At 57.7% G+C, this 13,655-nt stretch carries 10 protein-coding genes and 1 rRNA gene; 3 read left to right on the plus strand and 8 right to left on the minus strand.

The window, feature by feature from the left end; genetic code table 11:
- The 8 genes from QZ302_RS05315 to gmd all read right to left on the minus strand — a co-directional run.
- A 16S ribosomal RNA gene (locus QZ302_RS05315) occupies positions 1 to 268 on the minus strand; the annotation flags it as partial.
- A gap of 455 nt (positions 269 to 723) precedes the next feature.
- Positions 724 to 2,208, minus strand: a complete 1,485-nt coding sequence (proS, locus tag QZ302_RS05320) for a proline--tRNA ligase (RefSeq protein WP_294593330.1) — start codon at positions 2,206 to 2,208, stop codon at positions 724 to 726.
- Positions 2,209 to 2,299: 91 nt separating this feature from the next.
- Positions 2,300 to 3,343 carry a BF3164 family lipoprotein gene (locus tag QZ302_RS05325; RefSeq protein ID WP_294593333.1) on the minus strand — a complete coding sequence of 348 codons (1,044 nt, stop codon included), beginning with the start codon at positions 3,341 to 3,343 and terminating at the stop codon, positions 2,300 to 2,302.
- Between the two features lie 22 nt (positions 3,344 to 3,365).
- Complete coding sequence (locus QZ302_RS05330; protein WP_294593336.1) at positions 3,366 to 3,662, minus strand: hypothetical protein; 297 nt, start codon at positions 3,660 to 3,662, stop codon at positions 3,366 to 3,368.
- A gap of 227 nt (positions 3,663 to 3,889) precedes the next feature.
- Positions 3,890 to 5,461, minus strand: coding sequence for a hypothetical protein (locus QZ302_RS05335; protein ID WP_294593338.1), 1,572 nt, complete (start codon positions 5,459 to 5,461; stop codon positions 3,890 to 3,892).
- 44 nt (positions 5,462 to 5,505) lie between these two features.
- Entirely contained in the window at positions 5,506 to 6,852 is a 1,347-nt protein-coding gene (locus QZ302_RS05340; RefSeq protein WP_294593340.1) for a hypothetical protein, read from the minus strand.
- 194 nt (positions 6,853 to 7,046) lie between these two features.
- Positions 7,047 to 8,267, minus strand: a complete 1,221-nt coding sequence (locus tag QZ302_RS05345) for a C1 family peptidase (RefSeq protein ID WP_294593342.1) — start codon at positions 8,265 to 8,267, stop codon at positions 7,047 to 7,049.
- 24 nt (positions 8,268 to 8,291) lie between these two features.
- On the minus strand, positions 8,292 to 9,443 hold the full coding sequence (gene gmd / locus QZ302_RS05350) for a GDP-mannose 4,6-dehydratase (protein WP_294593345.1): 1,152 nt from the start codon (positions 9,441 to 9,443) through the stop codon (positions 8,292 to 8,294).
- Positions 9,444 to 9,671: 228 nt separating this feature from the next.
- Here gmd and QZ302_RS05355 point away from each other — a divergent pair, with 228 nt between their 5' ends.
- From QZ302_RS05355 to QZ302_RS05365, 3 genes are all read left to right on the plus strand, one after another.
- Positions 9,672 to 10,670, plus strand: coding sequence for an aspartate-semialdehyde dehydrogenase (locus QZ302_RS05355; protein WP_294593348.1), 999 nt, complete (start codon positions 9,672 to 9,674; stop codon positions 10,668 to 10,670).
- A gap of 130 nt (positions 10,671 to 10,800) precedes the next feature.
- On the plus strand, positions 10,801 to 12,177 hold the full coding sequence (locus QZ302_RS05360) for a hypothetical protein (RefSeq protein ID WP_294593350.1): 1,377 nt from the start codon (positions 10,801 to 10,803) through the stop codon (positions 12,175 to 12,177).
- Between the two features lie 36 nt (positions 12,178 to 12,213).
- A complete protein-coding gene (locus QZ302_RS05365) occupies positions 12,214 to 13,035 on the plus strand; it encodes an HAD family hydrolase (protein ID WP_294593353.1) in 822 nt (273 codons plus the stop codon).
- The last annotated feature ends 620 nt before the right edge of the window (positions 13,036 to 13,655 follow it).

The following is a 13,655-nucleotide window of genomic DNA, read 5'->3' on the forward strand; positions in this document are numbered from 1 at the left end:
GTTACCTCACCGACTAGCTAATGTCACGCATGTCTATCTTATGCCGATAAATCTTTTATGCCCGAAAGATGCCTCTCTGACACTTATGGAGTATTAGGCCGAATTTCTTCGGGTTATCCCCCTGCATAAGGCAAGTTACATACGCGTTACGCACCCGTGCGCCGGTCGCCATCATGGATTGCAAGCAATCCATATGCTGCCCCTCGACTTGCATGTGTTAGGCCTGCCGCTAGCGTTTATCCTGAGCCAGGATCAAACTCTCCATTGTAAAAAAAACAATTTTTCGAGTGTCCCGACCGATTTCTTCTCGTTCCGGTTCGCCTCGCGGCGCCGGAATCAGGAATTGACAAATTGTACTACACTACAAATTATCATTTAACTTTTCACAGTAATTCAAAGAACTGAAACCCGAAGGTTCATATCTCTTTTTCAAGCCCTCGCTCCCGAATCGGGCGAAAGGGATTACAAAGGTATGCCAAGTTTTTCAATCGACCAAAAACTTTTTCACTTTTTTTTTCGCTGCTTGTTTTCGCAAGTGTGCGGGCGATCTGTTTTTCTCGATTGCGGATGCAAAGGTATGTTGTTCGGGGGAATTTGCAAAATATTTTATGAAATATTTTTCGCTGTTTTCGAAAAGCACTGCCCTACTCTGCTGTTTTTCAAAACATTGCGGCCGGAAAAATTTTCCCGGCCGCAATGTTTTTCCTGTATGCAAACGGGAAATCAGTAGGCTTTGGCGAAGAGGACGCGCCGGTGGGAGGGTTTGCCGCTGACGATACAAGTCCCCTCTTCCTCTGGTGCGTCGACGGGAATACACCGAATCGTCGCCTTGGTCTCGGCTTTGATCTGCTCTTCGGTTTCGGGGGTGCCGTCCCAGTGGGCGAGGAGGAAGCCGCCTTTCTCTTCGAGTACGCGTTTGAATTCGTCGTAGGTGTCGACGCGGGTTATCATGGTGTCGCGGAATTTCAGGGCTTTGTCGTAGATCCCTTGCTGAATGTCTGCGAGGAGTTTTTCGATGTGGTCGGCGATCCCTGCTGCGGGGACGCTCTCTTTGGTGAGGGTGTCGCGCCGGGCGAGTTCCACCGTCCCATTCGCCAGGTCGCGCGGCCCGATCGCGAGGCGCACGGGGACGCCTTTGAGTTCGTATTCGGCGAATTTGAAGCCGCTCCGCACGTTGTCGCGGTCGTCGATCTTGACGCTGATGCCTTTGGCTTTCAGCTGGGCGGCGATGGCCTCCATGCGTTCGACGATGGCGCGGAGTTCGTCTTCGCCTTTATAGATGGGTATCATCACAACTTGTATCGGCGCGAGCTTGGGCGGCAGCACGAGGCCGTTGTTGTCGGAGTGGGCCATGATGAGGGCGCCCATCAGGCGGGTGGAGACGCCCCAGGAGGTGGCCCAGACGTAGTCCATTTTTCCTTCTTTGTTGACGAATTGGACGTCGAAGGCTTTGGCGAAGTTCTGGCCGAGGAAGTGCGATGTCCCGCTCTGGAGGGCTTTGCCGTCCTGCATCAGGGCTTCGATGGTGAGGGTGTCGTCGGCGCCGGCGAACCGTTCGCTGTCGCTCTTGTGGCCTACGATGACGGGAAGGGCGAGCCATTGTTCGGCGAAGTCGCGGTAGACGCCGATCATCTTCTGTGCCTCTTCCATAGCCTCTTCTCGCGTGGCATGGGCGGTGTGGCCCTCCTGCCACAAAAACTCGGCGGTGCGCAGGAAGAGCCGGGTGCGCATCTCCCACCGGACGACGTTGGCCCACTGGTTGCAAAGAATGGGGAGGTCGCGGTAGGATTGGATCCAGTTCTTATAGGTGTTCCAGATGATGGTCTCGGAGGTGGGCCGGACGATGAGTTCTTCTTCGAGTTTGGCGTCGGGGTCGACGATAACGCCTTTCCCGTCGGGGTCGTTCTTGAGCCGGTAGTGGGTCACGACGGCGCACTCTTTGGCGAATCCTTCGACGTGGTGGGCTTCTTTGGAGAAGAAGGATTTGGGGATGAAGAGGGGGAAGTAGGCGTTGACGTGGCCGGTGGCTTTGAACATGTCGTCGAGGGCGCGCTGCATCTTCTCCCAGATGGCGTAGCCGTAGGGTTTGATGACCATGCAGCCGCGGACGGCGGAGTTCTCGGCGAGGCCGGCTTTGACGACTAATTCGTTATACCATTTGCTGTAGTCCTCCTGGCGCGAGGTGAGGTCTTTGAGCTCTTTTGCCATATCTCTGTTGTTTCGTGCTTGATGGGGCAAAGATAAACAAAAATCCGCCGCTGTGCGCTATCGCACAGCGGCGGAGGTGGGGGGGATGTAGCTAACGCAGACCCGCGAGGTCGAAGGTGTAGAACTGGGCGGAGTCGCACACCGCGCTGTAACCGTATAAGGTATGCCGAGCGGTGTCGAGGGCGATGTCGTCGATCCGGCGGCCCAGATCCGCACGGAGTTCTCCGGTTCCATCCTCGGAACGATAGATTTCGAGGGTGGAAAGGATGTCGTCGCTGCCGAATGCGCCGTCGGGATAGCCTTGATAGAGGGCGTAAATCCGTTGGTCGTCGCATTGGACGGCGGTGTAATGGCGGATCATCCGGTCGTCTTCGTTACGGATGGAGAGTTCTTCCTGTGGCTGGCCGGTGCCGATCGCGTAGTCGAGCCGGAAGCCGTCCCGATCGACGTCGTACACTTCGATGCGGTCGATATACTGATAGGCGAGCACGAGTTTCCCTCGGCAGTATGCGGCGGTGAACAGGTAGGGATAGGAGCCGGCTTCTTCCGATCCGGTCTGGAGGAAGGAGAGGCTGGCCCGGACTTGGGGAACGTTCATGTCGAGCAGGTCGACCTCCGGAAAGCGCGGAGGAAACGAAATCCCGATATACAGGGCCGAATCCCGGGTCTGCCACAGGCGCGAGTAGGCTTTGGGCAACGCGCGCGCCTCCATCCAAACAGGGAATTGCAAGGTCTGGATCGGAGTCACCGTATCGCCTTGTTGCCGATAGAGGCAGAGCCGGTTGGGCATGGACTCGAAGAGGGCGGTTTCGTCTTCTCGCTGCATGCAGGCCAATCCGGGACTGAGAAACTCGCCGGGGCCGCGCCCCTGTCTGCCGAACTGGCAAACGGGGGCTACTCCCGGCAGGGCGAACGCATGGCCGAACCGGTCTGTGTGGTTGTCGAGCAACCACAGCCGATCGCCCTGGACGTACCACCGGAAGGGGTGTACCAGATAAGGCAGGGAGACCGAATCAGCCGCCAGCCGCGCGCTACGCTCGAAAGCCTTTTCGCGGGCGGGCACGCTCTCTGGCGCACGGCCGCAGGCTACGAAACACAGCCCCACAAAGGCCCCTAACAGGATTTTTCCGCTCATTTCTGAAATGGATATCGATGGGCTACCACCCTTTGCAGTCTTCTTTTCCTTGACCTATTACGACGACGTAGCAACAATCGTAGATACGTTCGTTGCCTTGTTTGATGCGGCGATAACCATTGTAGTTGTCACAATCTCCCAACCCCGGCTTTTGATCCATGTTTTCATCCAAATCCAAAGCCATCGCTTCGAGGTTGGCGAGGGTCAGTTCTTCCTGAATAGTCATCGGGGTTTGCGCTTTCAGGTAGGTCATCGCTGCGCCGCCGCAAATCAGGGCTGCACCACCGGCGGCCAGCAGAATTTTGGTCATTTTCTTCATGACTTCAAAAATTAAAGGTAAATAAAAATTGTGTCTCCCCCGAACGTTTTCGGAGAAATCACACCTCAAATATAATTCAAAGAATCGAAAATGACAATATTTTATTTAATTATTTTATTTTTAAAATAAATCAATAATAACTGCGTCGTCGGACACAAAAACAGGGGACTCGCGGTGAGTCCCCTGTGGAAAATGTGCAGCGTGCAAGCCTCTTAAATCCCCAACCCTCAGAACCGGAACGCCATCGTCAGAATCACGTTGTGATACCGCTCCTTCGTGTAGATCGTCCCCTCCGTAGCCACCCGATAGCCGTCTTCCGACGTGTAGTCGAACGGTTTGTACGGCATCCCGTTCGCCTTGCCGTAGACGTAAGCCAGATCGACGCTCACCGACCGGTTCCGGAAACCGATCCCGCCCGAAATCTGCTGATACTCGCCGAACGAAGCATAGGCATCGTCCCGATAGACCGACGTGCTGTAGCCGTACCCCGCCCGCAGGAAGAGCGACCGCGCCGGCTGGAACTCCACCCCGGCCCGGATCACATCCGTCGGCCCGTAGGTCTCCCCGATCCCCGTGTTGATGTCCCGATAGTCGTCCGACGTGTACTTCATGTGCTGATACCACGTCCGTTCGTAATCCACACTCACGATCCCCACCGTCCCGATCGTCGCCGAGACCCCCGCCATCAGCCGCGACGGCGTCCGCATGCGATACTCCTGCCGCTGGATCGGCGTATCGCTGAAACCGTAGTCGTAGCCCCCGATCGAATGGGTGTAATTGACCGTCATGTCCGCCGCATATTCGTCCGTCATGCCGATCCACGTCGGCGAGTGGTAAGCCACTCCGATCCGCAGCCACGGCACCGGCCTCACCGTCGCCCCCACCTTCAGGTTGACCCCCACGCCCGACAGGTCGTAAGCCTGGTTGTAGTAAGTCGAGAGCAGCCCCACGTTATTCGCCGAAGTGATCTCCGAGTAGGTGTCCACGCGGCTGTAGTAGATGTCCTGAATCCCCAGCGTCGCCCCGATGTAGAAGATATCCTTGAAATTATATCCCCCGCTGATCGTATATTCGTTGATCGCCCCCGCCGTCCGGCGATACCACTCCGGAAAGAGCAGCGTTCCCTCCTGAATCATCCCCCGGGTGGTGTATTGCTGCGGCGGTTGCCCGTCTCCCCCCGTACCCGCCACCGGGTCGAAGAGCCCCGCCTGATAGCCCATGATCGCTCCCCACAAAGCCGGCGGATAGTCGTAGAAAGCTTTGTAGATGTCCTTTTCCGGCGCCCCGATCGTCGAAGCCGGGATGCCGTAGAGCTGTTCGACGAACATGTCGCCGATCGAGAACCCCTCGCCCAGCGCCGTCCGGTCGTCGAAGCTGATCGCCCGGCTGCGACCGTTGAAGTCCGTCAGACGGTTCATCCCGAAACCGATCGCGAAGTTGTTCCCCGCATAGACCATCGAGAAATTCCCGATATTGGCCTTTACCCGGTTGAGGTGCTTGTCCAGATTCCCGTTCGGCGTTCGGTAGTCGGCCTTCTGTGCCGATATCCGGAGCCCGGGGCTCAATGCCAGCTCGCTTCGGCTGTACATCGCCATCCCCGCCGGGTTGAGGCTCATCGAGGCCCCGTCGGCCCCCAGCGAGGTGAAAGCCCCTCCCATCCCCGCCGTCCGGGCGGTGGCCAGTCCGAAATTCTGGCGCGAGAAGAGAAGCAGTTCTTCCGGCCCCTGGGCCCGTGCCGTCGCGCCGGCCGCCAGGAGGCCCGCCGTCAGGCAGGCGGTCTGTATGAGATTCCTTTTCATGGTCTTATCTTTCCGTTAGTCGATTCGTCTGGGTTAAGGTCGTTTTACCGCCGCCGGTAGCCTCCTCCGCCCGCGCTCCCGCCCGAGGAGCCGCCGTAGCTTCCGCCGGCCGGCCGCGACGGCGAAACCGCCGGCGTCCGGGTCGGTTCGGAGCGTTGCACCGAGCGTTGCGGCCGCTCGGCCGGTGTCGTGTTCGGACGGACTTCGCGCCGGTACGAACGATCCGTATTCACCGGTCTCCGGTAACCGTCGTTGCCGTTCACGCCCGGTCGGGTCGTGCCTTGCGGCGTGTACTGGTTGTTGCTGCCGCCCGGTCGGATCGTCGCCGCCGGAGTGCCCGTCGTTGCCGGCCGCCGCGTACCGCCGCTTTGATTGATCGTTACGCCCGTGCCGTTGTCGTTGCGGCGATAGCCGCCCGAGTAGGTCGGCCGGCCCCCCGCTCCGTTCGGCCCGTTACCCGGCCGATAGGTCGGTCTTCCGGCCGGTCGGCCGTCTCCCCAGTAGATCGGTCTCGGCCTGCCCCCTCCGGGCCCGCTCCAAGCGGGCGGCGGATAGTAACCCGGCCCCCAGGCAGGCCCCCATCCCGGGCCCCATCCCCAGGAGGGTCCCCAGCTCCACGACGGCCCCCATCCCCAAGAAGGTCCCCAGCCCCAGCCGGGCCCCCAACTCCATGACGGGCCCCAGCTCCACGACGGCCCCCAGTTCCAACTCCAGCTCCAGTAAGGGCCGCCCCACGTGCCGTAATAATAGGAGTTCCACCGCCACGGCCGGCTCCACGGCGAATACCAGTAAGCGTTCCACGGATCTGCCCATCCGCTCCCCGCCGAGACGTTCAGCGTGATGTTCACATTGCTCCGGCCGCTGCGGTCGTCGTCCCAGAGCTCCTTGGTGCGCAGCCGCGCAGAGGGGTCGCTCCCGTCGAAGAGGGCGGTGATGTAGGTCGGTTCGACCCACATGTCGTTACCAAACGTGATCACGTTGTAGAGATCCGGATCGTACCGGCCCGAGAGCGTCCGGTGGAAGCCCTCCATCAGCTTCCAATAGTCGTCGTCCATCTCGCGGTAGTTGCGATAGGCCGAGATCCGGCGTTGCAGCGCGTCGTCGAACGACGTGACCAGTTCGTCCCGTTGCGTTCCCTGCGCCGCGGCAGTCGTCGGCGCCGCAGGCTGAGACGGCCGGTTCGGCGTCCACTGGGCCGGCATCTGTTGCGCCTGCCTCCGTTCGGACTCCGCGATCCGGGCCGCCCGACGGTTCTCGCGAAGCTGCTGTTGCTCCGCCCGGCTCGCCCGCGTCGAACCGCGGTAGAGATCGTCCACGTAGCCTGCGTTCTGCGCCGCGACGCTGCCTGCCGTCCATCCGGCCAGAAGCAGCGGTATGAGGTATTTTTTCATAGCGGTAGTTGCGTTTTACTTCTTTGACGTGCGAAACAGCCCGAAGTTACATCGTCCCGGTCGGTCGGATCGGAAAAGATCCTCCGGCAATCGGCGTGCCAGAATGCGTCGGCCGGAAGACAAAAACGGGAGAGCGCCACACTCCCCCGTTCCGAAATGATCGGCCGCGCCTTTCCCGGCACACGACCGACATACTACAACCGGTCGAACCGTCCGGCGATCTCCTCCGGCACCGCCGCGCGATTGACCATGATGTTCATCGTCTTGTACCGCACGTAAGGTTCCGAAACATAGAAGAATCCCTTGTACTTGCCCGTCTCGCCCCACGAGTTTTTGACCTTATAGAACTTATTGCCCCACTGGTCGTGCGCCGTCCCGACAATGACCATCCCGTGGTCGTCCGTCGTTTCGTAGTTGTCGAAAGCCTCCTGGCGCATCTCCTGCGTGATGGTCTTTTCCGGCATCGGCCCCGTGATCCGGCGCGACATCTTGGCCAGCTGCTCTCTGGTGAGCCCCGTCCAGTGCGCCATATCCGACCCCGCCACCTGTTCCGGCTTGTCCACCGGCACGATCGCGAAGCCCTCGTTGTAGCGGAATCCCTTTTCGCTCACGTCCGCCGACCAATTCACCGCATAGCTCTGCGCCAGCGCCGTGTCGATGATCCGGATCAGGTCGTCCACCGGCACATTGGCCGCCGGTTCCCACGCCCAGTTGTCCGGAATCTCCACCGCGAACCGCGTGTAGAACGGATGATGCGTGAACGAGGTGAACGAGACGAAATCGTCCGCCCGAATCCCCATCGCTTCGGCGAACGACTTCGGCGTATACTCCCTGCCCTTATAGACGAATTTCTCGGGGCATTCGCCCAGATAGGCGTCCAGAATGCCGTTCAGCCCCTCCTGCCACACCGGCGATAACGACCGGTTCGGCGCCTTGATCACCGCCGCCATATACCCCGCCAGCACCGCATCCAGCTCACCGTGCCGGTGCACGCTGTCCCTGCTGTACCGCAGTCCGGCGTAAGCCTCCTGCGGCACGATACCGTGGTTGCGCAGGATGGTCAGCACGTCGTGCGTATTGGCCCCCGCCGAGAAAGCCGACGTCCCGTGCGTGCGGGCGTATTTGATCGCCTTGTCCAGGTAGGTGTGCCGCACGATCCACATCTCCGACAGGTTGAGCGTGTCTTTCCCCTGCCGCAGCGCCTCGCTTTCCAAAAGCCCCGTCCCGGCGAAGCTCCAGCAGGTGCCCGAGCTACTCTGGTTGTCGATCGGCGTGACCGGCACCACCGTCACGTCCGTGAACACGTAAGCCGTATCGGCCTTTTGCGTCTTCTGTTTTTTCGCTTTCGGAGCGTCCGATGCCGAAACGAAGTTCATCGCCAGCACCGCCGTACAAACGGTAAGAATCGATTTCATGAAAGATGATGTATGAGAGTTTGGTTATTCGAAATAGCTGTTGACGGTGAATCCCCCTGCCCGCAGATAGGCATCGCGCTTGAAGAGCCGGATATCCGACTCCACCATATCCGCCACCAACGCCGGCAAGTCGTACTTCGGCGTCCAGCCCAGCACCGTGCGCGATTTGGTCGCATCCCCGATCAAAGCCTCCACCTCCGTCGGCCGGAAGTAGCGCGGGTCTACGCTCGCCACCCGGCTCCCGATCCGCCGTTCGATCGCCGTCAGGTATTCTTCGCCCACCGCTTCGGTAAATTTAGCCGCATCCACCGCCGCGATCGTCCCCACCTCGTCGATCCCCTCGCCCGAGAACTCGACCGTGATCCCCAGTTCGGCGAACGTCATCCGCAGGAACTCCCGGATCGAAGTCGTCACCCCCGTGGCGATCACATAGTCGTCCGGCCTCGGCTGTTGCAGAATCAGCCACATCGCCTCCACGTAGTCCTTGGCGTGCCCCCAGTCGCGAGTCGAGCCGAGGTTGCCCAGATAGGTCTGCTCCTGCATCCCCAGCGCGATGCGCGCCGCCGCCCGCGTGATCTTGCGCGTCACGAACGTCTCGCCCCGCACCGGCGATTCGTGGTTGAAGAGAATCCCGTTCGAGGCGTGCATCCCATAGGCCTCGCGGTAGTTGACCGTGATCCAGTAGGCGTAGAGCTTGGCACAGGCGTACGGCGACCGCGGATAGAACGGCGTCCGCTCCGATTGCGGCACCTCCTGCACCAGCCCGTAGAGCTCCGACGTGGAGGCCTGATAAATGCGCGTCTTCTCCGTCAGGCCCAGCAGCCGGATCGCCTCCAGCAGCCTCAGGGTGCCGATCCCGTCGGCGTTGGCCGTGTATTCCGGCGTGTCGAAACTGACTTTGACGTGGCTCATCGCCGCGAGGTTGTAGATCTCGTCGGGCTGCACCTCCTGAATGATCTTCGTGAGGTTCAGCGAGTCGGTCATGTCCCCGTAGTGGAGCACGAACCGCTGTCCGTCCACGTGCGGGTCTTCGTAGAGGTGGTCGATCCGTTCGGTGTTGAACGACGAAGCTCGCCGCTTGATTCCGTGTACGACATATCCTTTCCGGAGCAGGAACTCGGCCAGATAGGCGCCGTCCTGCCCCGTGACTCCCGTGATGAGCGCAGTTTTCGACATAGCGATTGAATGGGTGATCGGGCGCGCCTCCGCCACACGCCCGCATGCAAAGATAAGGAACTATTTGCTTCCGGCGCGATGGGAAAATAATCGATTTCGGATAAATATGTTAAGAATTCAACAAACGTCCCTTTTTCGTACCGAACCGACCCGAAAAAACGTACCTTTGTCGCTCCGTCCGGACTTCGGACGAACTTTCAATCGGAACGAAAACAAAGACACACAGATATGAAAGTAGCAGTATTCGGCGCCACCGGTCTGGTGGGCGGACGCATGTTGGCGGTGCTTGCAGAGCGCAATTTTCCGGTCACGGAGCTGATTCCGATCGCCTCGGAGCGTTCGGCGGGTAAAAAGGTCTCGTTCGGCGGCCGCGAGTGGACGGTCGTGACTCCTCAGACAGGGCTGGAGATGAAGCCCGCGCTGGCGATCTTCTCAGCCGGCGGCCAGGTTTCGCTGGACTGGGCTCCCCGGTTCGCCGAAGCGGGGTGCTATGTGGTGGACAATAGCTCGGCCTGGCGGATGGATCCGACCAAAAAGCTGGTGATTCCCGAGATCAATGCCGACGTCCTGACCCCCGAAGACCGCATTATCGCCAACCCGAACTGTTCGACGATCCAGATGCTGATGGCCCTGGCTCCGATCTACCGGACGTATGGGATTCGCCGGATCGTGGTTTCGACCTATCAGGCGATTACGGGCACGGGGATGCGGGCGGTGACCCAGATGGAGAACGAACGGAACGGAGTGATGGACGGCCCGATGATCTATCCGCACGTGATCGACCGCAACTGCATCCCGCAGTGCGACTCGTTCACCGAGAACGGCTACACGAAGGAGGAGATGAAGCTGGTCAACGAGACGCACAAGATTTTCGGGGACGATTCGATTCTGGTCTCTCCGACGGCGATCCGGGTGCCGGTGGTGGGAGGGCACTCCGAGTCGATCAACGTCGAGACGGTCAAAGACTTCACTATCGAAGAGGTCCGGGCGCTGCTCGAGCGGACGCCGGGGGTCGAGGTGGTGGATTGTCCGGAGCGGTCGGAGTACCCGATGGCGGTGAATGCGCAGCATCATGATGAGGTCTTCGTGGGCCGTCTGCGGCGGGACATCTCGAACCCTCGGGCGATGAACATGTGGGTCGTGGCGGACAACCTGCGGAAGGGGGCGGCGACCAATGCGGTTCAGATCGCCCAGTACCTGCTGGAGCGGGGATTTATCCAGGCGTAAACCCAACTTTCCCATACAAACGGCCCTCCCCCCAGCAGGGGGAGGGCCTTACAATACCCTGGAAGTTTCATTGAGGCATCGGCAGCAAACTCTATCCTGTAATAGCTTTGCCGTATCATCCCCGTACATCATGAAAAAAGCATTCTTTTTCTTTGGTTTTATCTGTCTGTTCTCATGCCCAGCCGCAGTGAGTCAGATTTCCATTCGCGAAAGCAATATCATTGAAAAAGCGGTTCCGCGTTCCGAGCGATTTGACAGTATGTCCAATATCCATTCCTTTTCCGCGGAGGCTGGACATAACTTGAAACAATATCTGGAGCAGGAAATTTTTATGGTCCCGATGACTCCGGCAGCACTCGCTCAGGACTTGGGATCAAAAAACCGTGTCCAACAAGCCAAGCGGAAAGAGGACAGTGTACAAGCTCTCTACCAAAAATACACAGATAGCATTGGTCGGCTTGAATGGCTTAGCTATAAAAGAGAGAATCGTAAAAATCTCGAAACGATCAATGCTCAGATCAGTGAACTGAAAAAGAAACGGGCGGATTTACCTATTGTAAATAAATATCAAGTCCATCACGAAGAATATAAACCTTTTGACCCTTATTCCCCTCGTAGTCACGGATTTTACACCTGTGACTCGTCCGGAAACATCAAATCCCAAATACCGTATATCGATATTCAGAACAAATATTACACGATTATCGATATTATGGAAATCACACAACGAAATCCGACTAACGAAATTGTCGGATCTATCGTAGCACCCACAAAACAGTATGTTTCCAATTTAGCTTTTCTATTGAAACAAAAAGACGGAGATCATGTTCTTTGGTTTATAAATCAGCCAAACTTCGATTTTATGACCCGTTTTTCTCTCGGACTTTTAACCTCCTACTTCGAAAAAAACAAAACTCTGTTCGAAGACAAAAATTTTATTTCCACCCACGATTATCAATATAATCTTGTCGATGTCTCTACCGGAGAATTGGTTCAGGTAAAGCCGGGAAGTAGATGGACCTGTGAAGAGTTCTCCTTGACCTCTTTGGAAAAAATGCCATTGATGGTCCCTTTCTTTTTCTTAAAGAACCAAGCAGGAGAGACGATTAAAGTCCAAATATCCAAATCCATTCGAGACACGAATCGGATAGATGGATTTATGACGGAAAGTCATTATCTGGAATTGCAGCGATTGGCCAAGATGCAATCCGAACAACGACTTGCACAACAGCGTGCAGAAGAAAAACAGAGAACAGCGGCGGAACAACAGAAAAAAGAACAATTCAAAAAATCCTGTATCGATAAATGGGGCGAAAAGCTGGGTACGTTGATCAGTGCGGGACAGGTCACCCTGGGTATGAATCAAGAGATGTGCCGAACGGCATGGGGTAAGCCGTTCCGGATCAACAGGACCACGGTCGCCGGGTTAGTCAGCGAACAATGGGTATACGGAGGGCATAATTATCTCTATTTCGAAAACGGGATATTGGTAAGTATTCAGAACTAAGATTTTGCGTCCTATTTGTTTTCATTCAAACTATATATGGTACTCGCACTAATTTACGACTTCGACGGCACCCTCTCGCCGGGGAACATGCAGGAATACGACTTTATCCCCGCCATCGGGAAAGACAACCGCGAGTTTTGGGACAACTGCAACCGCGTGGCCGAAGTGAACGACGCCGACCCGATCCTGACCTACATGAACGAAATGATCCGGCAAGCCACCGTGAACGGCGTTTCGCTGCGTCGCGAAGCTTTTGCCGAATCCGGGCGGAAAGTCCAGCTTTACGAAGGAGTTGAAGGATGGTTCGCACGCATCAACCGCTACGGACAATCCAAAGGGATTCGGGTCGAACATTACATCAACTCCTCCGGGCTGCGCGAGATGATCGAAGGGACGTCCATCGCCAAACACTTCCGGAAGATTTTTGCCAGCTCGTTTCTCTATTCGGTAGACGGAGTGGCTTATTGGCCGGGCGTGGCAGTCAACTATACGAACAAGACACAATTCATCTTCAAGATCAGCAAAGGGATCGACAGCGTGTACGACTCCAAAGCCGTGAACCGCTATCAGCCCGAAGAACAACGTCCCGTACCGTTCACCCATATGATCTATATCGGCGACGGGACGACCGACATTCCGTGCATGCGGCTCGTGAAAGAGAAGCAGGGGCACGCCATTGCGGTATATAATCCGGCCGATCGGGAAGTGGGACACTCCCTTCGTCAGCTGGTTCAGGAGCATCGGGTGAATTTCGTCGCCCCGGCAGACTATTCGCCGGGCAGCCGGCTGGACGAAGTCGTGAAAGCGATCGTTGATAAAGTCGCCGCCGACGATCGCTTGAAGCGCCTGGAACTGTGAGTTTGATCATTTGATTTCGAGTAGAGCAGTTGGCCTTTATTATTTTTCAGCAACCGCGCGCCCTGCCTTAGGAGGGAAATCGTCAAAAAGCACGGGCGCGTTTTGGCAAGATTTCCTCGGCGCGCGAACAGAGAACGGGGGTAGAGACGGCCAGTGGAAATGCGCAAGCATTTCCCGTCCACGGGACGTGGGGCCCGCGCGGCCCGAGCGCAGTACCCTCCCGTAAGGATGACGCGCGCCCCGCCTGAAGAAGCGATTCAACTATTTCGGCGGTAGCCGAATATAGCTGAATCGCGCAAGGCGCGCGGACAAAGAACAGGCGCGCTAAAAAACTCGATCGTGTGCGAAAACTCCGTCGCCCGCCCGCCTAAAAAGGGATTTCACTCGTTTTGCGGTGAGCCGAATATAGAATGAATCGCGCAGGCGCGCGAAAAGCGCGGCGGAGCGAAAGCGAAGCCGCAGTGAGGCTGACACGGGGCGGAGAATTGGGGCGGTGCTTTGGGCCGAGCTTCTGCGACCCATAGGGTCGCGCAGTTCGCCGCCACCCCACGCGGCGGACTGCAACTCGTCGGGGCTCGTTGCACTCACCGCTGGCGGCGAACAGCTGCTATAGGCTGAGA

Source organism: uncultured Rikenella sp., from assembly GCF_910579375.1.
Classification (GTDB): Bacteria; Bacteroidota; Bacteroidia; order Bacteroidales; family Rikenellaceae; genus Rikenella.